Genomic DNA, 25,412 nt, shown 5'->3' on the forward strand with positions numbered 1-25,412 from the left:
GTAGCATTTTATGAGTATATTTAATTTTCATTAATAATATAAAATGTAGTAGATTAAAAAGAAATTAATATTTGTGGATATGATAAATAGGAAGAATTTTAGTAATTGAATTATTGCTAGTTATTTATTAAAGAATTAGAAGATAAGAATATTAAATTTATTTAAAGTAGAGATCTCAAGGAGTTATATCTTTATAATAGGATATGATCTATGAGATTTTTTTATTTTGAAGAATAAATACATAAAATTGAAATTAAGTTAAATTATAATTGACAATATATCGAGTGACGACATATAATTAATGTATCAGTACACGATATATCGAAGGAGGATATAAATGAGCACACCTATTACAGAATCAACCTATTACATTCTTATTTCCTTATTAAAACCTAATCATGGTTATGGAATAATACAAAAGGTTGAAGAATTGACAGAAAAGAGAGTTACATTGGGAGCTGGGACACTGTATGGGGCATTAAATAACATGCAAGAAAAGAAATGGATAAAACTTTATAGTGAAGAACTTGATTCGAGGAAAAAGAAGGAATATGTTATCACAGCTTTAGGTAAGGATGTTTTAAAAAGTGAAATTAAAAGGCTTGAGGAGCTTATAAGTAATGGAAGAATGGAGTTGAGGGAAAATGATGAAGTTTAGGTTGTATTTTGATAAGGATGCAGATGAGAGGTTTTTAAATAATATGTCTGCCAAGGGTTATGCTTTAAAAAGATTCTTTTTAGGGTTTTATACCTTTAAAAAATCACAGCCCGGTGAATATACCTATAGGATAGAGCTTATTCAGGATAGAGACTCATTTAACAAAAAAGAATTATATAGTCTAATTGAGGATGTAGGGGGAGAGCTTGTACAAACATGGGGTATATGGGCAATTTTTAGAAAAAAAGGAGACTTTGAGCTTTATAGTGATAATGAAAGCAAGATATCTTATTACAAAAGAATCAAGAAGATTTTTTTCTGTCTTTCAATGGGAGAACTTTGTATTTTACCATCACAGTATTCTATGCTTGAAAGGGTTGATATAGCTAAATATACAGCACCTCTTATAACAGTAATTTTTCTTGCTATGATATTGCAGGTTTATAAGTGTGGAAGAAAAATTAAGCAATTAGAAGAGGATTTATAGGGGGAATTATTATGAAGAAAATGAATTGCTTTATAAATATTGGATTGATTTTTAATCTTATATTTATTTTACTAAATAGATTTGGTGGAACTGATTTTTTATCAGAATTCATTAAGGGTATCTGTGTAGGATTAGGCATAGGATTAATTTTATTTGGAAGTTTTGTTGGAAGTAAAGGTATAGAAAAGATAAGGAAATCGAAGAAAAAGATTTTTAGTAAAGTACTATGAAATTAAAAGTTTGATTATATAAGAGGCTATCTAGCATTTGCTTGGTAGCTTTTAATTTTTCAAGATACTGATTAATACTTTTAAAGTGTATTATTTACATTTTATACTGAAATGGCTTTATACATCTTATGGTCATTTAGTTTTAAATATATAGGGAATAAAGATAAATAAAGTAATACTTGAGTTGATTATTATAGTATTCAAGAAAGACTTTATAGGGATATATTCCTTGTTATGTTATTATTATCATTAATGATTAAGGTAAAGGGGATATGTATAATGTTTAACATGAAAAATGTAGGAATAAAAATAGCCTTATTGAGAAAAGAAAGAAACTTAACACAAATGGAACTTGCCGATATGCTTAATATAAGTTATCAAGCAGTGTCTAATTGGGAACGTGGAGAAACTATGCCTGATATTTCTAAGTTACCTGAAATTGCACAAATTTTTAATACATCAATTGATTATATATTGGGTAATGAATCAACTACAAAATTAATAAAAAATATTATAAATTCTGATTTAACAAATAACATAATAGATGTAGAGCAATTTAAAGATATTGCTCCAATACTTAAACCAACTCAAATTAATAAAATATCCAGTGAAATTTCAGACATAGAAAATATTAGTGACTTAATAGAGTACATACCCTTTGTAAATAAAGAATTTGCTGATAAAATAGCAAAAAAGTGCATTGAGAATAAGGAAATATTAAAGGAAATACCATTGGATGAACTTGTACCTTTTATAAGTAAAGAATATGCAGATAAACTTGTTGAAGAAGCAATAGAGATAAAATATCCTATAAATAATTTGAGAAATTCAATTCCGTTTATTAGTAAGACTGTAGCTGACAAAATAGCAAAAAAGTGCATTGAAGAAAAGGAAACACTAAAGGAAATAATATTAGAGGAACTTGTACCTTTTATAAGTAAAGAATATGCAGATAAGCTTGTTGAAGAAGCAATAGAGTTAAAATATCCTATAAAGGATTTGATAAGTGTACTTCCTTTTGTTAGCAGCAATATAGCTGATAAAATAGCGGAAAAATGTATTGAATAAAATGTGAAGTTAATATTATTTGTAACATTTATTGAAAGTAAAAATGTGAAAAAAATAAATAAATCAAAAAAAAGTTTTAAATAATACTAGGGAATTAAAAATTTTGATTATATAAGGGGCTATCTAGCATTTGCTGGGTAGCCTTTAATTTTGACTCAATATTTGTTTTAAGTAGTTCCATTTTAGTTATTGATACATAAATATGCTTATAAAGATTTTAGAACACTACATCAACTATATATTTAATGATGAATATAATAATATGAACAGAAAATTTAAATATAAGCTAGGGGGTGAGTAATATGGATGAAATAAAAAGTAGTGCTTATCTTTATAGCAGCATTAAAAGTAAAGTTTTGAAGCAGAGACTTGAAAATATTCTAAGTTGGAATATTAGAAAAGCTATTTTATATAAGAGATACTATTATATATGTTCTTGTATAAGTATAGTAGCACCGCTTTTAGTAACAATCCTTCATAGTATTGATAGCTCAACATTTATAAAGCTATACATGCAAACTTATAGTGCTATTTTAGCTACTATTACAACTATGTCCTCCTCTCTTTTGGCTTTATTTCACTTTAGGGATGAATGGAAGGATCATAGAGAAACCGTAGAAAGTATTAAGGCTTTGCTTATGAAGTATAATATGAAGTTTGGAGAATTTAAAGATGGGAATGAAGTGGCCTTAGCAGAGGCAGTAGAAAATATCGTTGCAAAGCATAATGTAGATGAAATATCACTGATAGATAAAGAAGATAAATCAGTTTAATATAAAAGGAGATGTTATGCATCTCCTTTGTTTCAATGTAATGATATAAAAAGATTCGTTGTTAAATAATATATTAGTTGGTAAAATATAATAAAAATACTCGAATTTTTAGTTACTTAAATTAAGTGTTTAAAATTCATATAAGAAAAATTAAAAAGTTAGTCATTGTGATGAAAAAGAGATTATACAAAAGGAGTAAAAATGAGAAAAATATATTTAAATGATTTACTTCATTTTACTGAAAAGGAATACGGAAATATTAAAATAAAATTTAATCAATCCAATGGATATGAAGAACCTATGGAATTATATCAGCATAATCCTGATATCGTTAATAATCAATGGTTATTTTGGAGGAGTAAGCAACGTTATTTTTATGTGGGGCAAATAGCTATATGCTTATTAAAGTTATCCTATGACACATGGTTATTTACTACAATTAAGAAGGTTACTAAAGAACTTGGCGTTTATGATGGTATTAACTATGAAGGTGAAGAGTTAGAGGAATATAAATCTTATTTTGGCCGAGTTATTATTAAGTACCATAAGACATTTCAACAGCAAGGACGTTATTACGGTGAGATATGTGATGATTTAGAAGTTCAACAAATATTGCCTACTATTTTTGATGGAGAGGATTTTCCGGGGTATGATAAGGTAAGGTTATCCTATGGTCAGCTAGAATCAGTTTTAAGTCGTGGCAAGAGAGATTGGATTGCAGCACTAGAAAATCAAAAGGCAATATATTTGATTACTGATAAAAGTAATGGAAAAATGTATGTAGGTTCTGCTACAAGTGATTATGGAATGTTGCTTCAAAGATGGAAGAACTACATATCTAATGGTCATGGTGGAAATAAGGGGTTAATAGAATTAGTAAATAGAAATGGATTTGATTATGTAAAAGCTAATTTTCAATATTCTATACTTGAAAATTATAATGCAAAAGTAGATGATCATGTTATTTTAGAAAGAGAATCATGGTGGAAGGAAACTTTGCAGACTAGAATATTTGGATATAATAATAATTAGGTATAATGGAAAATTAATTTATTATAACTACGTAAGTTCTAATAAATTGTTACCTTATATCTATGAGTTAAATATAAAAATTTTAAGATTAGAATAATTAATATTCAATGGAGGATTATATGGAAAGAAAAACATTTTTAAATATAAACTTAACAAGTGAAGAAAGAAAAAAATTATTAGAAGAAATAAAGTGCTTTTTTTATGAGGAAAGAGATGAGGAAATAGGAGTAATAGCAGCTGAAAATCTTTTAGATTTCTTTATGGATACAATGGGAAAACAGATTTATAATAAGGCACTTGATGATGCAAAGATATGGTTTGATAATAAGATGAAAGATGTGGAATCAGACTACTATGTAAACTATAAATAAAGTGTTGGTTAGAGGAATTTATTTTATAGGAGAGGGATTATGCTGAAAAAGTATGCCGATAAGATTATGTTTTGGTTTTTTGTAGCATTTTTATTTGTAGGAGGCTGTACTTTTAATTTTTACAATACTATGAATGAAACATTAAGAACAATAAGTTTAATAACTTCAATTATTTTATTTCTAATAGTTATAGTTTTTATGTTAGTAAAAAAGAATAAAGGAAAATAATCTTAACTTGATGTTATAAAGTTAAAGACTTTTACAACGTTTTATAATTAATGAAATAGTACTGAGTTTAGAAGAAGTATAAAAGACTGAGATGTTTTTAGTAAGAGCTACTTTAAGATATTAAAAAATAATTAAATGGGGAATAGAAAAATCATGATGAAATATAAAAAAGCAATGGAGAATTTATCATTTTCTATATTAGGAGATAGCTATTCAACATATAAGGGCTGGATTCCTGAAGAGTATGAGTGTTGGTATTCTGATGAGGGAAATGATAAATTTAATAATGTTAGTAGTGTTGAAGATACATGGTGGTCCTTATTAGCAAAAGAAAGTAAAATGACACTTCTAATTAATAATAGCTATAGTGGAAGCACTATATGTAATACTGGTTATTTGGGTGTTGATTATACAGATAGATCCTTTATTACAAGAATGAAAAAAGATTTTGGAGATAATAAAACATGTTCAACTCAATCAGATATAATTTTTATCTTTGGAGGAACTAATGATAGTTGGGCAGATGCTCCAATAGGAACTTTAAAATATTCAAATTGGTTAGAAAAAGATTTTAAAGAAGTATTACCATCCTTTTGTTATATGGTTAATTATTTAAAGATAAATAATCCAAATGCAAGAGTAATCAATATTGTTAATACTGATTTAAAGGATGAAATAACAAAGGGAATGGAGAGTGCATCTAAATATTATAGCATTGAAAATTTAGTGTTGTCAGATGTAGATAAAGAAAATGGACATCCTAATAAAAATGGGATGATTCAAATAAAAGATCAGGTGTTAAAAAGGCTTATATTATCTCAATAATCATGTCTAATCTGGTGTCTGAATCCTATGACTATTAATTGACGAAGGTTGTTTATCTGAAGTATAATCAATAGGAATTTATAGGTATAAAGGTAGCTTAAGAACTGATATTGCTAGGTGTAGGTGAATTTATTTGTGCAGTATTTATTAGTTAGCATAAGCAAGGATTGTTCTTGAGCTGCAAAGAAAATTAAGTATTTAGCGTAATTAGCATATGAGAGAGACACAATATGTCATTCTAATAGGATATAATAATAGTATAAGATTGGAGAATCATATGAGTGAAAATAAAGGAGACAAGATAGAGAGAGTACTTGGAATCTACACTAAACTCATGAATGGCTATCTTGTAAATAAAGCAGAAGAAGCTAATAATTATGGAGTTAATGAACGCAGTATCCAAAGGGATATTGAGGATATACGTGATTTTATGGAAGGAAGTTCTGAAAATAGTGATATTATTAATTCTGTTATTTATGACCGTATTGATAAGGGATATCGTATGGAGCAGAGATGTAAAATGAAGCTTAGTAATAGTGAGGTTTTAGCTCTTTGCAAGATTCTCTTAGAAAGTAGAGCCTTTACTAAAAAGGAAATGAAGGAAGTAGTGGATAGGATTATATATTGCTGTGTTCAAAAGAAAGATCAGAAACTTATAACAGATTTGATAAGTAATGAAGCTTTTCATTATGTTGAGCCAAGACACAGAACACAATTTACTGATATAATGTGGGATATTGGACAAGCTATTAAAAATTGTAACTACATAGAAATTCATTATCTTAGGATGAAGGATAAGAAAGTTGTAAAGAGAAAGGTAAAACCTTTAGCTATTATGTTTTCAGAATATTACTTTTATTTGACTGCTTTTATTGATAATGAGGAAATAAGGAAGGGCTTTGATGTAATAAATGATTCTTTCCCAACTATATATCGTATTGATCGTATAAAGGAATTTAAGGCTTTAGATGAAAAGTTCCACATACCGTATAGCAGTAGGTTTGAGGAAGGAGAATTCCGAAAAAGGATTCAATTCATGTATGGAGGAAAGTTGCAAAGAGTTAAGTTTAAATATTTTGGAAGGGATATAGATGCAATTCTTGATAAGTTACCAACAGCACAAATTTTATCAGAAGAAAATGGTGTATACACAGTAAGTGCAGAGGTCTTTGGAAAAGGAATTGATATGTGGCTGAGAAGTCAGGGAACATTAGTGGAAGTCATATGTTGATGAGGGGGATAGGACAGCATGAATCGCAATAAGATAAAAATAACCTGCAATAAGAATATAAATAGCATTTCTTATTACTTTAAAAATGAAGCTTCAGAGTGGGTTCGTGTATCTAATTATTCAGAGTTATCAAGAAAAGAGTATACTAGCACTACTATAAAGGAAAAGGTATGCGAGATTTTAAAGATAATTAACGAAATATATAATCCTCAAAATAGAGGAGTTGACTTGTATTTTGAAGGTTCAGATGAGGATTTTAATATTCTTTGTGAAGCCTTAGAAATTAATTATTCAGGAGAAAATATTGCTTGCTATCATAAAAAAATGAAGATAGCTGTTGCAGGTAAAATTGGCTCTGGAAAGACTACCTTAATAGAGGAATTAGGAAGTTTACTTAAGGGTAATAATTCAAAAATGCAAGGAAATGATTTAGATGTATATATTGATGAAGGTGGAAATACTGAGTGGTATGAACTAAAAGGTATTGATTTAGGTAAGGAAAAGGTAGAAGAAACAGAAGCTATACTAGATAAGTTGGTTAATAATGGATTGACCACCTTTATTTATTGCTTCGGTACAAGTAAAATCGAGGAATTAGAAGAGAAGGTAATTTTTCATGTTAAGGATAATTACCCACAAGTGAAGATTTTAATAGTATTAACATCTTGTATTTATGATGAAGGTGAATTATTTGCAGAACAAGTAAGTAATTCTATTAACAAAAGAAGAGTTATACCAGTTCTAGCAAGAGAATTGAAAACAAGGCAAGGATCAATTAAGTCCTTTGGGCTTGAAGAGGTAGCACAATATATTTTTGAGGGGAAATAATTTGGATAATATAAACTTAGTTATTATGGGGAAAACCGGTTCAGGTAAAAGCACTCTTATAAATGCTATTCTTGAAGAAGATTTAGCACCTACAGGAAGTGGACAAGCAGTAACACGAGAAAATAAGGTTTATTCAAGGAGTATGTTTTTACAACTTGGTAATGAAGGTAGAGAATCTGGTCTTTATGGCATGGTTGGGAAAAAAGTAAATTTGTATGATACTGTGGGGCTAGAAATTGATACTAGAATAACTCGAAGTACCTTAGATGACATACAAAAATTTATAAAAGAAGCGCAAAAGTGTGAGAGAGAAAAAGATATAACTTTAGTTTGGTTCTGTGTGAATTGTAGAAGTAGTCGATTTGAAAATTATGAATTAGAGCTTATTAAGGAGTTATCAATAGAATATGAAATTCCATTTGTAATTGTAATAACTCAATGTTACATGAGCGAAAAGGGTGAACTTGAGAAGCAAATAGAAAATGATCTACCAGAAATATCTGTGATTAGAGTTTTGGCAAAGGAGTATAAAACAAGAGGGGGTTCAGTTCCTGCCTTTGGTATACAAGATTTGTTATGTAAATCAGTAATTGACTATGATAAAAGCAAAGTTAATATTTTAGAAGCTAAACTAGATAGGTTAAGTCAAGAGAGAGAAATAAAAATTCAGGAATTAAGAGATAAGGGAGATAGGTGTATTGAGAAATATGGAAACAAAGCAATGAAAATAGGCTTTGTTCCAATTGGATGCATTCCCATTGTACATGGAATGTGTATTAAAATGCTTATGGATTTAAATAAGATAGCAGGAATTAACTCCACAAAGGGTTTTTCTACTGAAATTTTTAGTGATACCGTTGTGGGATTAATAGCAACGCCTTTAATGGGGATTCCATTGCTCAGTGCAGCAATAGCTTCATCCTATGTTGAGGTAGTAGGGAAAGCATATTTAGATACACTTATGTGTGTCATTGAGAGATCCTCAGATGAAGAGCTTAAGAATAATGATTTAATGGCAAAAGGTATTAGAGAAGAATTAAAAAAGCGTAAAAAATAATTGGAGGGGTGTAAGGGTGGATAATTATACTAATGAGCAAAAGATGAAACTAGAGGAAGAGGAATTTAACAGGGTAGTGGATAACCTTGATGGAGATAGTTTCCCAACGGCAAATATTATGGTAGCGGGTATAACAGGCACGGGGAAAAGTACGCTTTTAAATGCTGTATTTGGAAATGAAATGGCTGAAACAGGAAAGGGTAGACCGGTTACGGAACATATTGATGAATATCAAAGCCCTAATATTCCTATTCATATTTGGGACACTGTTGGACTTGAACTGGACTCAGAGAAAACAAAGGAATCAATTAAGGCAATAAGAGAGACGATAGCTGCAAAGGCTCAATTAGAAGATAAATTTGGGTGTGTTCATGCAATTTGGTATTGTGTTAACTCTGGAAGTAGCAGGTATCAAGGGGCAGAGCTTGAATTCATTAAGAATCTTCATTCAATTGGGGTACCATTTATAATAGTATTGACACAGTGCATTGGTGAAGAAGAGGATGTAAATAGTTTTGAAAATAAAATAAAAGAGATTAATGCATCTATGGGAATGGATGATATTGAAATAGTACAAGTCTGTGCTAAGGAATTTAAGACTAGAATGTTTACAATTCCATCCTTTGGATTAGATACTTTAGTTGATACAACAATAAAGAAAATGCCTGATTTTATTAAGGGTGGATTTGTTGCTGCACAAAAGGTAAGCAAGGTTCAAAAGAGGGCTGAGTGCGAAGAAATTATTTATGGGTATATAAAAGCAGCAAAGGAAGGGTTTTGGGATAAGGTTCCAATCTTAAATGTTTTTTCTGCAAATAAAAGAATTATAAATATGCTTAAAAAAATAGGAGAGATGTATAATACACAGGTTTCACCAGAGGGAATTGAAAAAATCACTAAGGAATCAGGAATAGACTTTTCAAATGCTTTCTTTGGTTTAGTAAGCCCAATTGACATGGGATATAACAAAAAAGTAATGAGTTTATTAGAAGCAAAGAAAGATGAAGGATTTGAAGTAAAGGTTGGAGAAATATCTAAATCTCAACGTGTAGCTGTTATGATTGCTTTTTATGGATACACTTTTATTTCTGCTATAGAAGAGTTATGGGAGAAGTTCACAGAGGAACAATTAAAAGATATGGATATTGTATGCCGTAATTTAATTGATATTATTAATCGTATTTTAAAAGAAAAGGTAAAGAGTAAGTAATACATATTTATAAATAATTGGAGGTGTTCTACATGGGGATATTAGCAAATACAAAACAGTTTTTGGCAAGAAAGACAACAGAAGTTGCTAAAAAAGCAGCGGATGGTATAGCTACAACTGCTGCATTAAGTCCTAAACAGCTAGAGGAGATAGAAGCTAAGAGAGTATCATATTTAGCTGGAAAACCTGATATGCATAGTGAGGATATTCAAGAACTCATAGAGAAGAATATAGGCTCAGTAGGGATTGAAGTTTATCAGGCATATCTTGAGCAGCTAAAAAAGGTTTATAAACCAGTGGACACTGCAATAGAAAATTTTGATGAATTAAATAGAATTAGATATTTTGATATTACAAAATGGGTTACAGATGCAGAGGAAAAGAATCTTGATAAATTAGTTAATGTTTATCAAGTATTAAGCGAAGAGGATTGTAACATAGCATTAATTTATCACAGAACTAAAGAAAAGTGTGAAGTTACCTTAGGTGTTGTTAATACAGATATGGATCAACCAGACCCAGCTAAGGTCAATACATATAATGCCCGCTTAACAAGCGCTATAAAAGGAAATTTTCCAGGGGTTGAGATCAAGGGAAATAAAGAAAAGTGTCATAAGTTTGGCATAGGAATTCCTGAAAATTTAAAGTCTGCAATTAAGGACGGTAACAATGATACAGAGGTTAAGTCTGTGGCAATTGTATCAAATTTGGCATCAGAAAAGTCAGAGGATTTTATTAGCCAAAGTATGGAAAAGCTTCTAGATGGAATAGTTCCTAAATGTGAGCAAGAAGAGTATACAATGGTGTTATTAGCTAAACCTATAAATAATCAATTAGAGAAGAAAAATAGATTATTTGAACTGTATTCAACATTATCACCTTATGCATCATGGCAAACTAATTATACTTATACTACATCAGATGCAATAAATTCATCAGGAAGCTTTGGAGTTAATTTAGGAGTTAGTGCTGGAGTGCAAGCATCTATTGCAACTGCTAATGGAAGCAGTAGAACGAAATTATATGAGGAAAATCAAAAGGATGGAAAGTTTGAAAAATTCAAAAAGGGTGTAAAGGGTATATTCGGACAAGGTTTTGGAGTCTATTCACCTACTCAAGAGAACAATACAACTACTAATAGTAACGGATATCAAGCTTCAGCTAATTTTGGTGTGCAGTTTTCTAGAGCTTCAAGTGTTACAGCACAACTAGGTATAAATGAGGGTATAACACAGACGTATTCAAATTATGGAATTCAGCATACTCTTGAAATTATTGAAAATCAAGTAAAGAGGCTTGAGGAAAGTTCTGCATTAGGGATGTGGGAATTTGCATCTTACGTTATTGCTAAGAGTCCTGTTATTGCAAATAATGTAGCACACATGTATTTAGCATTAACACAGGGGGAAGAGTCCTATATGACTAAGGCTGCAGTTAATTTATGGGACGGAGAAGAGGAAAAAGGTGATGCACAGGCTATTTTGAGTACAGTACAGAAACTTCAACATCCTGTTTTTGGATTAAAGGATACTCTTGATGAACAGTGTCTTTTATATCCTACACTTGTAACTCCTTCTACTACTATTTCAGGAAAGGAATTAGCTAAGTCTTTGAACTTTCCAAGGAAGTCGGTTAGTGGATTACCGGTTTTAGAAAGTACTGCTTTTGGACGTGAAGTGCAAAAATTCACTTTAGAGGATGAAGGTGAGAGTAAAAGAGACATTGCTATAGGAAATGTATATCACATGAGGCAAGCTGAGGAGTCAGGAGTGAAATTAGATGTTGATAGTTTAGCATCTCATGTCTTTGTGACGGGTTCAACTGGAACAGGAAAGTCTAACACCATATATGAGTTATTAGGAAAACTAGAAAAACAGGGCGTGAATTTTCTTGTTGTTGAGCCAGCTAAAGGAGAATATAAGAAGGTTTTTGGAGGAAGATGTAAAGTATATGGTACTAATTTATCAAAATCAGAATTGTTAAGTACTAATCCATTTTCATTTCCAAGTGGAATACATGTATTAGAACACATTGACAGATTGATTGAGATATTTAATGCTTGTTGGCCAATGTATGCTGCCATGCCTGCAATTTTGAAGGATGCAGTTGAAAAGAGCTATGAGAAGGTTGGGTGGAATTTATGTTATTCTAAATGTGAACCACTTAAGTTTCCTACATTTGCTGATCTTATAGAGATGTTACCTGAAGTAATGGATTCCTCATTATATTCAGCGGATACTAAAAGTGATTATTCTGGTGCACTTATAACAAGAGTACAGTCTTTAACTAATGGTATAAATGGACAGATATTTTGTTCAAGTAAAGAATTGAGCAACGAAGAATTATTTAAAAATAATGTAATTGTTGATTTAAGTAGAGTTGGTTCAAGTGAAACTAAATCCTTATTAATGGGTATTATGGTTATGAAACTTCAGGAATATAGATTACATCTTGATAAAATGAATGAAAAGTTGATGCATGTTACAGTATTAGAAGAGGCACATAATTTATTAAGAAAAACTTCAGTTGGACAATCACAAGAGGGTGCAAATCTTCAAGGAAAATCTGTAGAGATGATAACTAATTCTATTGCTGAGATGCGTACCTATGGAGAGGGCTTCATAATAGCAGACCAGGCACCTGAGCTTTTAGATGAAGCTGTAATAAGGAATACAAATACTAAGATTGTTTTGAGGCTTCCAAGTGAGTCTGATAGAAAGCTTGTTGGGACTTCTATGGCACTAACTGAAAATCAGATTATAGAACTTGCAAAATTACCAAAGGGTGTTGCAGCAGTATATCAAAATGATTGGGTTGAGGCTGTGCTATGTAAGTTTGAAAAATATGAAGACATACAACCTTTAGATTATACTGAAAAAGAAAATACCACACTCTTTGAAAATTATTTTTTAAAGCTATTTGAAGTAAAGGATGATTATGAAATTACCTTAGAAGATGCAGATATACTAAGAGAGTGGATTCGCAGTCTTAAAAACTCAGTTAAGACTAAGAAATTGTTAAATTCAGTGATTGAGGGTAAGAAACTTACGGAAAGTGAAAAAGAAATAGTTGCCTACAATGTATTTGAGGGGAAGAAAGTAGCTGCTTTGCTTGCTAGTGAAAGTAAGGAAATTAGGGGAATTGAAAAAGCTAATAAGAAAATCAAAACTTATGTTGGATTTAGTGATAATGTGCTAATTGATAATATTCGTTCTCTTATAATGCAAGTTATCTTCCGTGTGAAAAGTGACGGAGAATTAAGTCAAAGATATAAAGCTTTTGAGGAAACTAGGAGGCTTAAACTATGATTATGGAAGGCATAACTTCAGCAGTAATTAAGGAAATAGCTGAAGTAGCAAAGGAGATAATAAAAAAAGAGATTGAGGAATTACCAGAGGAGATTGGAGAATTATCAGAAGTTGAGACCTTAGTAGAGGAAATAGGAGAGGAGCTAGAGCCTAACTCTTCATATGAAATTGATGGTATAAAGTATGAAACAGATGATAATGGACAAGTTTTTAAGGTTGATGGGAAACTGGCTCCAGACATTGAGTATGTTTGCAATGGTATAAAATATAAAACAGATTCCAATGGAGAGATAATATCCTGGGAAGGAAAGCCATTTTATAATCCAGAGGGAGAAAGAGATGGAGATGCTCAAACAGAGGCAGGGGGAGAAGATAGAAAGCCTGGAGATGATGGAGGACACCTTGTAGCAAGAGTTACAGGAGGGTCGGCAGGAAATGAAAATCTTGTTCCTATGAGAGATACAATTAATAGAGGGGATTATAAAAAAGCAGAAAATGAAATCGTAACTGCCTTGAAAAATGGTAGTGAAGTTACAGAAAAGGGCACCGTAATAAGAGAAGGTTCCGATTCTAGACCCACTAAAGTTGAAATGCAATATTCTTATGATGATGTAAACAAAACCTTGATTGTAGACAATGTGGAAGGTTCTTTGGATTTACTTCAGGAGCTAGAAGGGGTAATATCACAGGAGGACTTTGAAAGTCTTATGGATGAAATCAATGATATGATTGAGGATGATAGTGAAGTATCTGTAACCTCTGTACTTAAGGAATTCGATGAAAATGGAAATATCAAAAGCATTACTGTAGGTCTTAGAGATGAGACTTTAGGTGAAAAGTCTTACAGAACTTTTGATGCATTACAGGAGGGCTAAAATGAAACAAAAAATTTCAACTCAAATTAAGAAACTAGAAAGCTATGGTATAAGCAATATAGATTTACTTGCATTGGTTACTAATACAAGTTACGAGATTGTATTCTATGGTGATTACCAAGGGAAAAAATATCAATGCAATGAAATGGCTGAGAGTGACATTATAGATGGAAATATTTTAGCTGATTTTTATCATGAAATAGCAATGATAATAAGAGAATCAGAAGCTTACTTACAAGATAATATGAATATTGTAACCTACACAAAGGATGGAAGCATTGAAATTTCACAGGATGAAAAAAACTGTAGAATCCATAAAATCAAAAAAGCTTGGAAAAATAGCTTGTAATTTTAAAATATTATAAAAGTGTATATAGAGTTATAGAAGATACTATATAAGTGTATAGGTTCTCATATTAAAACTATATTATAAGGCTATTGAGATAATAGTTTTAATACAATATATAAATATAATTATATAAATAAGGTTTCAGATTTATAAATAATAAATCTGAAACCTTATTTATATGTAAAATTATGAGAAGAAATATTGAAATATATTTCCATAAATGATAACATATCATAAAGATAAAGTTAATATCTTGCCAATAGGATAATCAAACATTACATGTCATTGCTCAAAACTCAGCAGCATAACTAGCACCTATGAATTTAGTGAAAATATAAAAATAAAGGGTATTATTATTTGAGAGGGGAATCAAGTTAAATGAAGCTTACAATGACTATTGAACAATTTTTACCATGGGTACTTCCGTGTATGGTCATATCTGGAGTAATATCATTTATAAAACTTTATGTAGATGCACTAATTCGCACGCATCCATCACATAGATATTATGTACCGCCAGAAAAGCGAGTTTGGGGAATACTTACTAGGGGGGATATATATGGCTTGATTTATATGATAATATGGCTTCCAACATTTTTTTTCTTGGCAGTTAATATATTAGGACCTATATATACAGCAAAGCGTCCTGATATATACACATCAAGTAGCGATATAGAAATCCCATTCCATTTAGAAGCACTTGTTATGATTTTATTGTTTGCAGGACCATTGGGAGCAGCATTTATAAGTAAGTACATTGATGATAGATATTAGTATATAATGATAAAGTCCAATAAAATTGACTCAAAGTACAATTTTATTGGACTTTTTTTATAATTAGTTCTTTTTTACAACATGTTGTATTGCTTTTACAGGACAGGATTTAATTGATTGATGAAGCTTGTCTAGGTCAAGAGATGTATAGTCATTTACAGTAGCTTTCTTACCTTGCATTTTAAAAGGTTTAAAGTTTTTAATAATTTTAAAAACCTTGTAACAAAATCTTAGAAAATGACACTAATTTATAGAAAGGAGGAATTTATGATATTTATTAAAAATTTATATGAAGATTATAAAGATGATATTTTTTATTATCTTGTAAGTATAACTCATGATTCCAAACTTTCTGAGGACCTTACATCTGAGACCTTTTTAGCTGCTATAAAGTCAATTTCTAAATACAAAGGAAAGTCAGATATAAAGACATGGTTATTTTCTATTGCAAGGTATAAATGGTATGAGCATCTTAGAAAGCAAAAGCAAGAAGTATCTTTTGATGAATTATTTGAGAATTATATTGAAGAATGTGATGACTTAGAAAATAGGTTTTATAAGAAGGAGATGGCAAGAAGATGTCTTGATATCTTAGCTAAGGAATCAGAGCGTTCAGCAGATATTGTAAAGATGAGGATTAATGGATTTTCATATTATGAAATAGCTAAGAAGCATGGTATTAGTGAAAATTCCGCAATAGTAATTGATTTTAGAACAAAGAAGAAGGTAAGACAAATTCTTGAAAAGGAGGGACACTATGAGTAAGTTAACTTGTGATATTTGTATGGATTTAATTCCCTTAGTTAAGGATGGAGTTGCAAGTGAGGACAGTGAAAAGGCTGTATTAGAGCACATAAATCAATGTGATGAGTGTAAGAGGATGTTTAATAGTTTAGAGCAAAAACCTATAATTAATGATAAAAAGGTATTAGATAATATAAGAAAAAGAATTCTTTTAACTGTTTTAATTATTACAGCTTTAGGAGTTATGTTTGGAATTAGTTTAACAATGAGTGAAAATATGTTTTACAATATAATACTTATACCTATAATAGGTGCTGTTAGTTATATAGTATTTAAGGAAAAATCATATTTAGTTGCAATCTTTGTTTTTGTAGTAGCGTACATTTGGCATTTTATAATATTTTATGGAGAGTATGAAGGAATAGTAAATAACTTAATTGGAACTTTAGTATGGGCATGTATATATGTTGCACTGTGTATACTTGGAATACTAGTAGGGTTTCTTCTACATTTTGCTTTTAAAAAGGAGGGCAATTAATATGAAAAAGGGCTTAAAGCTTTTATCAGCTATTTTAGCTTTTGTGATAATTGGGGGATTATTATTGATTACTAATAGTCTTGTAGGAAATCCAATATCTAAGTATTTAGCAAATAAAAGTGCTGAAAAATATATTGCTGAAAATTATTCAGAATTAAATTTAGAAGTAGGAAAAGCAGGATATAATTTTAAATATGGTACTTATAATGTTTTTGTAAAATCGAAAGTAAGTCAAGACACTCAGTTTTCTCTATATATTTCGCAAAATGGTAAGGTAGAAAGAGATGATTATAAAGAGAATGTTTTAAGTGGATGGAATACTTATACTCGTGTTGAAGATGCATACCGTCTTATGGTAGATAAAGTTTTAGCACATGATAAATTTCCCTTTGAAAGTGATATAGATTATGGCACAATCCAATTAAATGAAAAACAAGAAGGTTCTATGAAAGATAATGAAATGTATGGAATTAGCATAAGTGAATTAGAACTTGATAAGAATTATGACATAAAAGAACTTGGAAGAAATTCAGGACAAGTTGTGTTATATGTTCAAGATGAGGAGGTTTCAATTAAGAAGGCAAGTGAAATGCTTTTGACTATAAAATCGATTTTTGATGAAGCAAATGTAACATTTCACTCAATTAACTTTACATTAGAAAAACCTCGTAATAAATATGGTACTGCAAATAAGGATGACATAAGAGTAAATGTAGAGAATTTTTTATATAATGATATTTACGAAGAAAATCTTGAAGAACGTATAGAAAAGGGACATAAAGATTTAGAAAAATATTAATTAAGCTATATATCAAGCCATGCTACGCATGGTTTTTATTTTTGGATGAATAATTCAGGATACATTTGCGAAGCTGCTGCAAGCGGTACGCCAATTGAAAAAAAACTTTTGAGTCATTAAAAATAGCTTGTTAAACTTTAGTTTCTATTTAACTGTAAAATTATTAAAGTTAAAATGCACTATTATAGCTATAAGTATATTTTAAAATAATTTTAACACATTTTGTAGTAAATATGTTAAAATAAGTATGAAATTAATATTAAAGGGGGAAAACCATGAAAAAAAATAGTTTTATTAAGGTTTTAAAAATATTCTTATTTGTATTTTTAATTACTTTAATACCTAGTTCAAGTGTAAAAGCAGAAACAAACAAAAATTTCTCTGTGTCGGTTGAAACTGATAAAACAGAGTATTCTTATGATGAGGTAGTAACATATAAAGTTACTGTAAAAAACATTAGCGATAAAGACAGTAAAGATATAAAAATCTCAGACGAGCTACCTGAAGAAGTAAGGATTATTGAAACTGATGGTAAAATAGATGGACAAACCATTACGTGGGAAAAAGATACTTTAAAACAAAATGAAGAAATAATTTTCAATTTAAAAGTTAAAGCTACGGATAAGCAACCAGTCATATCTCCAACAGTTCCGAATGGCAACAATAATAACAACAATCTCTTACCTTCTACCGGACAAACTATTTCAATTATATTTTTCATACTAGGAATGATTACTATTATAGTTGGAATTTATATATACAAAAGTAAAGGAACAAAGTCCTCAATATCAGTATTTTTAGCATTTGTGTTTATGACATCATTAATAAATTTTACTAACCTTAAAGTATATGCTGAAGATTCATCTCTAACCGAAGAATTTACCCATACTATAAAAATTGACAATGAAGATATAACCAGTAAAATATTAATTCAAGCCACAATGGTTAAAGTATATGACTTGTTAGACCCCGAAAATCCAAAATGGAATTTAGATAGTGATAATGATGGACTAGCAGATGCTGAAGAAGAGTTAACAGGTACAAATCCAAATAATCCTGATACAGACGGTGATGGTTTAAGGGATAAATTTGAATTAGAAGCAAGCTTAGATCCATTAAAAAGGGACACAGATAATAATGGAGTTTTAGATGGTGATGAAGATATAGATGAAGACCAATTAACTAATCTAGAAGAGCAAAAACATAATACAAATCCAATTTTCGATGATACAGATGGAGATGAATTACTAGACAATGAAGAAATAAGAATTCATAATACTAATCCTAATAATCCAGATAGTGACAATGATGGGTTATCAGATAAGCTAGAGATACAATTAGGTACAAATCCTAATAACCCAGATAGTAATAGCAACAGCATAACTGACGGTGAGGAAAATTATGATACCTCCGTAGAATTAAAGGACTATGAAAAAGATGAGAATGTTAATGTAGTTGTATCTGGAAATATTAAGGGTGAATATATAGATGATATAGTTATAACTAATATGGACGGCTCACATCCATATATATCTAAAGATATTCCAGGATACATTGCAGCACCATTTAGAGTTGGACTTTATGAAGAAGGTGCTGAACAAACAGCAACAATAACTTTTACTGTTAATGATGAGCTAATTAAGCAACATGGAAGAATGGGTTTATATGAATATGATACAGAAAAAAACAAGTTAACTGAAGTAACATCAATGACAAGAAGCCTTTCCCCAAATGAAATTACAATTAACACCAAATTAATAAATGACTATAAAGAATATGTAATATTAATGGCTGATTTATGGGAAGAATCATGGAATAAAGAACTACTAGAGCCAAATACTGAATTTAATGAAATGGATATTGCATTAACAATAGATTCATCAGGTAGTATGTATGCCAACGATGAAAATGACTTGAGAAAATCAGGAAGTATTAAGCTTATTAACAAACTTGAAGGTAATAACAAAGCTGCCGTTGTTGACTTTGACAGTCTTGCAGTAATAACCCAATCACTAACTACTGATAAAGATTTATTAACTCATGCTATAAATGACATAGATTCATGGGGTGGAACTAATATTTCACGCGGATTAGCTAAGGCTATTAATGCATTAGATGAAAATTCAAAAAATGTATTAACTACAGAAGTCATTAGCACCTTAAATCTTAATGATACGGACTCATTATCTAATGCTAGAGAACAAGGAACCTCTTTAGAGGATAAAGTTGATTCTATTAAGGAAAATATTTCAACACTTAAATCTAATACCACTAATACTAAACGTGATAAATATATTATGCTTTTAACAGATGGACAATCAACAGTTAGAGAAGATGATCCATCACTTGTTTACGCTAGAGAAAATGGAATCAAAATATTTACTATAGGATTAGGTAGTGGAGTTGAAGAAAATACTCTGAGAATGATATCAAGTACAACTGGTGGTAAGTACCTATTCGCAACTAGTGCTGATGATTTAGAAGAATTGTTTGATGAATTAACAACTCAAACTATAGATTTATATACAGATAGCGATAGCGATGGAATACCTAATTACTTTGAAAGAAACCTACGTCTTATAAATGGAGTTATATTACAATTAGATCCAAACAACCCAGATACAGATGGCGATGGCCTAAGTGACAGTTTTGAAATTTGTGGGGTAGATGGAGATAGAGACGCTTTCTTTAAACAATATGATTCAACTGAAAAAGCTTTTAGATATAATAGCAGACCGGATTTAAGAGATACTGACGATGATGGAATTGAGGATAATGCTGATGATAAACTTACAAGGGAAGTAACTAATAGAATGCTTCTAGAGAGTGCAGACTTAAGTTATAAAGATGGTAAAATTTGGTTCACTAATTTAAATAGTAAAAAGGTTGAAGATATTGAATATGATTTCAGTAATCCAAATATAACTCCTCAAAATTGCAAAATAAATAACTGGTCTATAGTTAAACATAATAATGGTGGATTTATGTTTGGTGCTATTGCATTGAAAAAAGGTAATAGTTTAATAGTAGCATATACCGGAACAAATGGAGCTGCAGATATTGTTGCAGATATAAGTATGTTATTTAGAAATAATACTCAGAATAATAATGCCTCAAAGTTTATAGACAGTGTATTGAAAAAAAATAAAGATATTGAAGAAGTATACATTACAGGTCATTCATTAGGAGGTGTATTAGCTCAGTATGTGACAGGATACCTATATAGGGAAGGAAGTAATATTCTAGAAAAGACAGTAACATTTAATTCAGCACCATTCACCAATCCTAATCATATAATAAATAAAGGAGGAGCAGCGCTAACAACTGTAGAGAAGGCACCAGTATTAAAAGAAGCTTTTGATATATATTTAGAGTCAGGCGTTGATGCAGCATTAGATTATGCAATTGAGATTGCTAAAGAAAATGGGTCTTTAATAGATTATAATAATTCGATTTGGAATGAATATGATGATGTAGAATATGATAATATTATCTATAATCATGTGATAAAAAATGATGCATTAAATTTATTGTTAGGTGGAAGATACTTGGGAGCAGACGTAAATATATATGAAGATAATGGCTATACTCCAGAACAATGCTTAGATGCACATGCTTTATTAAATTTTTACTCATATATTAACTAGTAATAACTTATGTAAGAGATATTTTGAAATAGCTTTTGCATAAATAATAATTATAAGTTTAGCTTTATTAAATAGCTATGAAAGGAAATTATATGAGAGGAAATAAAAATATAATATTAGTATTAGGCTATATTATAAGTATTATATGTACTATTACAAATTTTTGGATAACAATACCATTTGCTACTTTTGTCTGTTTGATTGGAGTTGTTATGTCTGGAGGATTTACATCATTCTTATTTGTATTATTAATTACATTTTTTAGTGGAATGATTATATATTCATTAGGATTGCTTATCTTTCTATTTATTAGTAAGAAAGTATTTTATAAGAACTTTATAATTGTAATGATAATACATTTTGTGATAAGTATTTTCTATAGCTATAGTTTCATTAACAAGTTTTGAAATTATATAGAAATTAATTAATGAAACATACGGTGATAGAAATGGATTAGCAGATATATTGAAAAAGTTAGATACGGATTTATAAACTAGGAAAAACATATTTACAATATCAGGTATAAAAATTTTAAGTTAAATACAATTTATTAAAAAAATCCACCTAGTAAGGTAAATGTCTTATAGAGTACTAGGTGGATTTTATTTTGTGTATTTGAATATTGCAGAAATCAGTGAAGTTTATTTTTACTAAATCTTCAAGTGAAATTGAAAAATTTATATCAATTGATGCAGAATCTTTTTTAGTTGTTCAATAACTTCACTAATCGAGGAAAGGTTATGTTCTGTAATTAATGTATTTATTAAGGAACTTTTAGCAAATTCAAACTCTTTTATAAGTTTTTTATATGATGCTAAATAGGATAAAACTTTTATCTTTAAAATAGTTTACACATAAGAAGTAGTACCTTTCAAAGATATATTTACAGAAAATAATTGGAATTTTGAGTATTTATTGTTAAAATATAATATGCGAAATAATATTAGGGGAGTTGTTAAAAATAGATATACAGAGGGGATTAACTTCATGAGGGATAATAATGAGTGTAAGAGGATGAGCATTGGTTTTTATATTTTTGCTAGCTTTTTAGTTGTGATTAATAGCTTTTTATTTAATATCGCTGGTGCTTTGGTTTTGGGATGTTTAACTCTTGATAATTATCAGAATATTAAAACTAATATTCTGATTGCTGTAGGATTAATAATTTTAAGTAGCATTTTTTATTGCATATCTAGATTTATAAGAAATGAATACATAAGAAGGTTTATGGTTTCTTTAAGAGTTTCTGTTCTTGATAAAATTTTAAATTTTTCATATGGAGAGTTTAATAGGAAATCTAAGGATTCTTATATATCAAATTTAGTTAATGATGTTAATAACATTAAGGATAATTATTTTAAAAACTTACTTAGGTTAATATCTAATATAGGAATTTTCATAGGGTGTATAACTATAATAACTATATTTGACTATAAATATGGGTTTGTAATTTTAGTGATAACAATTACCTTAATGATGGTTAATAAGAAAATGGAGAAAAAAATAGTAGGTATTGAAACTGAAATTTCAGAGGGAAATGAAAATTTAACCGTAGATATCAGTAATAAATTTAAGGGATTAGAGCTAATAAAGCTTAATGGAATAGAAGAAAAATTTATGAGTAAGTCAATTTTCTCAATAAACTTTTTTGAGAAGAAGAAAGTTAAGATGAATATGTATAATTCAGTTTATGAGAATATAGTATCTTTTTTTATGGCTATATTTTATATTGGGGTATTGTATTATTTGCTTAATCAATTTATAAATGGTGGAAGCTTAGCTCAAATGTCACTTATGATATTATTAACGGATCAGAGCCTAGTAATTTCACAAGTTTATACTTTATATAATAAGCACAAGGCTTATAAAGCTATTTTAAAGAAAATAGCTGTTGATAATGATAAAGAGATTCAAAGCACAAATGTGGTATTAAAGGATTTTAGTTTTAATGAAGGTATTATATTAAAAAATCTTACTTTTAAATATGATAATAAGATTATTTTAGATAATGTAAACCTAAGCTTAGCAAAGGGGAATAAGTATTTAATAAGGGGGAAGAGTGGTGTAGGAAAGTCTACATTAATTAAGTTACTATCTAAGACTTATGAGGATTACACTGGAGATATTTATTTAGATGATATTAATTTAAAAGACATTGCCTTAGAGAGTTTTAATAAAAACATATCTTTTATCACTCAAGATACATTTTTGTTTGAAGATACATTAAAGAATAATATAACCTTATTTAAGGATTATGAAGATGATGAAGTTTTAAATGCCGTTCAATTAGCAGGTCTTGACACATTAGCAAGTGACATAAAAGAAATTTATAAATTTAATATTGATGAGAATGGTAAGAATATATCAGGTGGAGAGAGGCAAAGAGTTTCTATTGCTAGGTCTATTATTAGAAAATCTGATATAGTTTTTGTGGATGAATGTACATCTAGTCTAGATAAGGAATTAGGACTTAGGGTGGAGAATACGCTTTTAGGTTTAGATTCAACTGTTTTTGAAATATCTCATAGAGTTTATGATGAGGTATTAGATAGATATGATTATATTTTAGAGTTTAAAGATGGACAAATATATAAATATGAGGTAAAGGATACTTTGAAGGAGGTACTTCAATGAAAAAGGATATTAGAAGGTCATACGGTTATCTAAGTATTGCATTGATTGCTTCTTTTATTGTTATAATTTTAGATGTTTATATATCTATAAATATAGGGGATATGGCAAATGCGGCAATTTCAAAGGATAAAAATCTTTTTTTAGGGGCAGCAAAGATTGGGATAATATGCTCTTTAATATTATTGCTAGTTAATATAGTAAGTGATTATTTGTATAATTTATATAAATTGAAAGCTACGAGTAATTTGAAGTGTAATTATATTAATAAGATATTTAATAAAAGAATAAATGAATACCAAAAAGAGAATATTGCTAAGTATATATCAGGTTTTACAAATGATATAAGCACCGTAGAAAAGGACTATGTAGAAAATATTTATAGTATAATAAAAAATATTTTAAGACTTATAGTAACCTTTGTTTTAATAGTATCAATTAGTGTTAGGCTATTAATTTTCATGGTATTACTAGGAGTTGGAAGTACGTTAATATCTATATTAGCAGCGAAGTTCATGAAAAAATACTATAAAAAAAGAAGTGGATTATATGAGGAATTATCTGTTTATATAAAAGAGATTCTTAATACCTTTCATATTATTAAATTAAATGATATAAGCGAAAAGATTAAAAGTAGCTATTTAAATAAAGTAGAAAAGGTAGAAAATGAAAACTATAAAATTGATAAGTTAGATACTATTAGTGGTGGATTACAAGAATTATTTAGTAAGTTATTATTTATAGGTACTTATGTAATAATCTTATATTGCACTAAGGAAGGTATCATAACCTTAGGAAGTGTCTTTGTTGTGGGTAAAAATATACAATATATAATTAATCCTATAATAGATATGACTACAAGGATTCCTAGTTTTATATCTACAAAATCTGTATTTAAAAGGCTTGAAGAAATAAAAGAAAGTAGCTTTGAAAGTGATGAAAATGTAAAGATAAGCAACTTAGAAGAGATTAGAATTGAAGATCTTTCCTTTGGTTATGAGGATGAAAAGGTATTAGAAAATTTAAATTTAACTTTTAAAAAGGGACATAAATACCTTGTTGTTGGACAAAGTGGTTGTGGAAAGAGTACCATGTTAAAGCTTATGAGAAAGTATTATTTGCCACAAGGTGGAGGTATATATGTAGATAATATTAATTTAAATGATATAACTTCAGATAGTTACTATAAATGTATATCTAACATTGAGCAACAAGTTTTTTTATTTGAAGATACTTTAAAAAATAATATAACATTATACAAAAATTATACAGAGGAAGAGATTGAAAATGCTATAAATTTATCTGGCTTAAGAAGTTTTGTAGATAATTTACCAAATGAACTTGAAACAATGATTTTAGATAATGGTAAAAATATTTCAGGTGGAGAAAAAAGTAGAATAGCAATAGCTAGAAGTCTACTTATGAAATTTGATTTACTTCTTATAGATGAAGCCTTTGCAAACTTAGACTACGAAACAGCTAAAAATATAGAAAGTACAATTTTAAATATTCCAGATATAACTGTTGTAAATGTTAGTCATGTCATATTTGAAAATAATAAAACATTATATGATGAGGTATATGCTTTAGGGAGTTGATAAAGAACTTGTAGCATAAATATAATAAGTTAAAAATATGAACAAGAAAAAAGATCAAAAAATGGAGTGATTATTTTTACATCTATTATGGTGATTTCAGCAATAATATGGTGTATATATTACTTTGCTATTATGTTTTCTTTTAAAAAAC

23 protein-coding genes are annotated in these 25,412 nt (G+C 29.2%); all 23 read left to right on the forward strand.

Annotation, left to right across the window (positions count from 1 at the left end; all coding sequences use genetic code 11):
- Positions 1-337: 337 nt before the first annotated feature.
- The 23 genes from BUA48_RS10585 to BUA48_RS10700 all read left to right on the forward strand — a co-directional run bounded on the left by BUA48_RS10585 (position 338) and on the right by BUA48_RS10700 (position 25,261).
- Positions 338-658, forward strand: coding sequence for a PadR family transcriptional regulator (locus BUA48_RS10585; RefSeq protein ID WP_072832033.1), 321 nt, complete (start codon positions 338-340; stop codon positions 656-658).
- On the forward strand, positions 645-1,145 hold the full coding sequence (locus tag BUA48_RS10590) for a DUF2812 domain-containing protein (protein WP_072832034.1): 501 nt from the start codon (positions 645-647) through the stop codon (positions 1,143-1,145). Before BUA48_RS10585 ends, BUA48_RS10590 begins: the two co-directional genes overlap by 14 nt.
- Before the next feature lie 11 nt (positions 1,146-1,156).
- On the forward strand, positions 1,157-1,375 hold the full coding sequence (locus tag BUA48_RS10595; protein WP_072832035.1) for a hypothetical protein: 219 nt from the start codon (positions 1,157-1,159) through the stop codon (positions 1,373-1,375).
- A 279-nt stretch (positions 1,376-1,654) separates the two neighbouring features.
- Positions 1,655-2,443 (forward strand): helix-turn-helix domain-containing protein, encoded by a 789-nt coding sequence (locus tag BUA48_RS10600; protein ID WP_072832036.1) that lies wholly within the window; start codon positions 1,655-1,657, stop codon positions 2,441-2,443.
- A 302-nt stretch (positions 2,444-2,745) separates the two neighbouring features.
- A complete protein-coding gene (locus tag BUA48_RS10605; RefSeq protein WP_072832037.1) occupies positions 2,746-3,216 on the forward strand; it encodes a DUF4231 domain-containing protein in 471 nt (156 codons plus the stop codon).
- Between the two features lie 201 nt (positions 3,217-3,417).
- On the forward strand, positions 3,418-4,248 hold the full coding sequence (locus BUA48_RS15840) for a GIY-YIG nuclease family protein (protein WP_072832038.1): 831 nt from the start codon (positions 3,418-3,420) through the stop codon (positions 4,246-4,248).
- A 119-nt stretch (positions 4,249-4,367) separates the two neighbouring features.
- Positions 4,368-4,619: a DUF2164 domain-containing protein gene (locus BUA48_RS10615; RefSeq protein WP_072832039.1), complete on the forward strand. Its 252-nt coding sequence runs from the start codon at positions 4,368-4,370 to the stop codon at positions 4,617-4,619.
- A 39-nt stretch (positions 4,620-4,658) separates the two neighbouring features.
- Positions 4,659-4,847: a hypothetical protein gene (locus tag BUA48_RS10620; RefSeq protein WP_072832040.1), complete on the forward strand. Its 189-nt coding sequence runs from the start codon at positions 4,659-4,661 to the stop codon at positions 4,845-4,847.
- Between the two features lie 153 nt (positions 4,848-5,000).
- Entirely contained in the window at positions 5,001-5,672 is a 672-nt protein-coding gene (locus BUA48_RS10625) for an SGNH/GDSL hydrolase family protein (protein WP_084666257.1), read from the forward strand.
- A gap of 277 nt (positions 5,673-5,949) precedes the next feature.
- On the forward strand, positions 5,950-6,903 hold the full coding sequence (locus BUA48_RS10630; RefSeq protein WP_072832042.1) for a helix-turn-helix transcriptional regulator: 954 nt from the start codon (positions 5,950-5,952) through the stop codon (positions 6,901-6,903).
- Positions 6,904-6,921: 18 nt separating this feature from the next.
- The gene (locus tag BUA48_RS10635) at positions 6,922-7,731 is read left to right on the forward strand and encodes a hypothetical protein (protein WP_072832043.1); all 810 of its coding nucleotides are present in this window, start codon (positions 6,922-6,924) and stop codon (positions 7,729-7,731) included.
- Position 7,732: 1 nt separating this feature from the next.
- On the forward strand, positions 7,733-8,788 hold the full coding sequence (locus BUA48_RS10640; RefSeq protein WP_072832044.1) for a GTPase: 1,056 nt from the start codon (positions 7,733-7,735) through the stop codon (positions 8,786-8,788).
- 16 nt (positions 8,789-8,804) lie between these two features.
- Entirely contained in the window at positions 8,805-9,998 is a 1,194-nt protein-coding gene (locus BUA48_RS10645; protein ID WP_072832045.1) for a GTPase family protein, read from the forward strand.
- Positions 9,999-10,030: 32 nt separating this feature from the next.
- Positions 10,031-13,306 carry an ATP-binding protein gene (locus tag BUA48_RS10650; protein WP_072832046.1) on the forward strand — a complete coding sequence of 1,092 codons (3,276 nt, stop codon included), beginning with the start codon at positions 10,031-10,033 and terminating at the stop codon, positions 13,304-13,306.
- Positions 13,303-14,181 (forward strand): DNA/RNA non-specific endonuclease, encoded by an 879-nt coding sequence (locus BUA48_RS10655; protein WP_072832047.1) that lies wholly within the window; start codon positions 13,303-13,305, stop codon positions 14,179-14,181. Before BUA48_RS10650 ends, BUA48_RS10655 begins: the two co-directional genes overlap by 4 nt.
- A gap of 1 nt (position 14,182) precedes the next feature.
- A complete protein-coding gene (locus BUA48_RS10660) occupies positions 14,183-14,530 on the forward strand; it encodes a hypothetical protein (protein ID WP_072832048.1) in 348 nt (115 codons plus the stop codon).
- A 378-nt stretch (positions 14,531-14,908) separates the two neighbouring features.
- Positions 14,909-15,304 (forward strand): hypothetical protein, encoded by a 396-nt coding sequence (locus BUA48_RS10665; RefSeq protein WP_072832049.1) that lies wholly within the window; start codon positions 14,909-14,911, stop codon positions 15,302-15,304.
- A gap of 267 nt (positions 15,305-15,571) precedes the next feature.
- Complete coding sequence (locus BUA48_RS10670) at positions 15,572-16,069, forward strand: RNA polymerase sigma factor (RefSeq protein ID WP_072832050.1); 498 nt, start codon at positions 15,572-15,574, stop codon at positions 16,067-16,069.
- A complete protein-coding gene (locus BUA48_RS10675) occupies positions 16,062-16,586 on the forward strand; it encodes a zf-HC2 domain-containing protein (RefSeq protein ID WP_072832051.1) in 525 nt (174 codons plus the stop codon). The genes BUA48_RS10670 and BUA48_RS10675 overlap by 8 nt, the downstream gene beginning before the upstream one ends.
- Before the next feature lies 1 nt (position 16,587).
- Positions 16,588-17,385, forward strand: coding sequence for a YfjL-like protein (locus BUA48_RS10680; protein WP_072832052.1), 798 nt, complete (start codon positions 16,588-16,590; stop codon positions 17,383-17,385).
- A gap of 275 nt (positions 17,386-17,660) precedes the next feature.
- Positions 17,661-21,032, forward strand: coding sequence for a VWA domain-containing protein (locus tag BUA48_RS10685; protein WP_072832053.1), 3,372 nt, complete (start codon positions 17,661-17,663; stop codon positions 21,030-21,032).
- A 987-nt stretch (positions 21,033-22,019) separates the two neighbouring features.
- Complete coding sequence (locus tag BUA48_RS10695; RefSeq protein ID WP_072832055.1) at positions 22,020-23,666, forward strand: ABC transporter ATP-binding protein; 1,647 nt, start codon at positions 22,020-22,022, stop codon at positions 23,664-23,666.
- Positions 23,663-25,261 (forward strand): ABC transporter ATP-binding protein, encoded by a 1,599-nt coding sequence (locus tag BUA48_RS10700; RefSeq protein WP_072832056.1) that lies wholly within the window; start codon positions 23,663-23,665, stop codon positions 25,259-25,261. The genes BUA48_RS10695 and BUA48_RS10700 overlap by 4 nt, the downstream gene beginning before the upstream one ends.
- Positions 25,262-25,412 lie beyond the last annotated feature (151 nt).

Origin of the sequence: Clostridium collagenovorans DSM 3089, from assembly GCF_900130005.1 — a bacterium.
Taxonomy (GTDB): domain Bacteria; phylum Bacillota; class Clostridia; order Clostridiales; family Clostridiaceae; genus Clostridium_D; species Clostridium_D collagenovorans.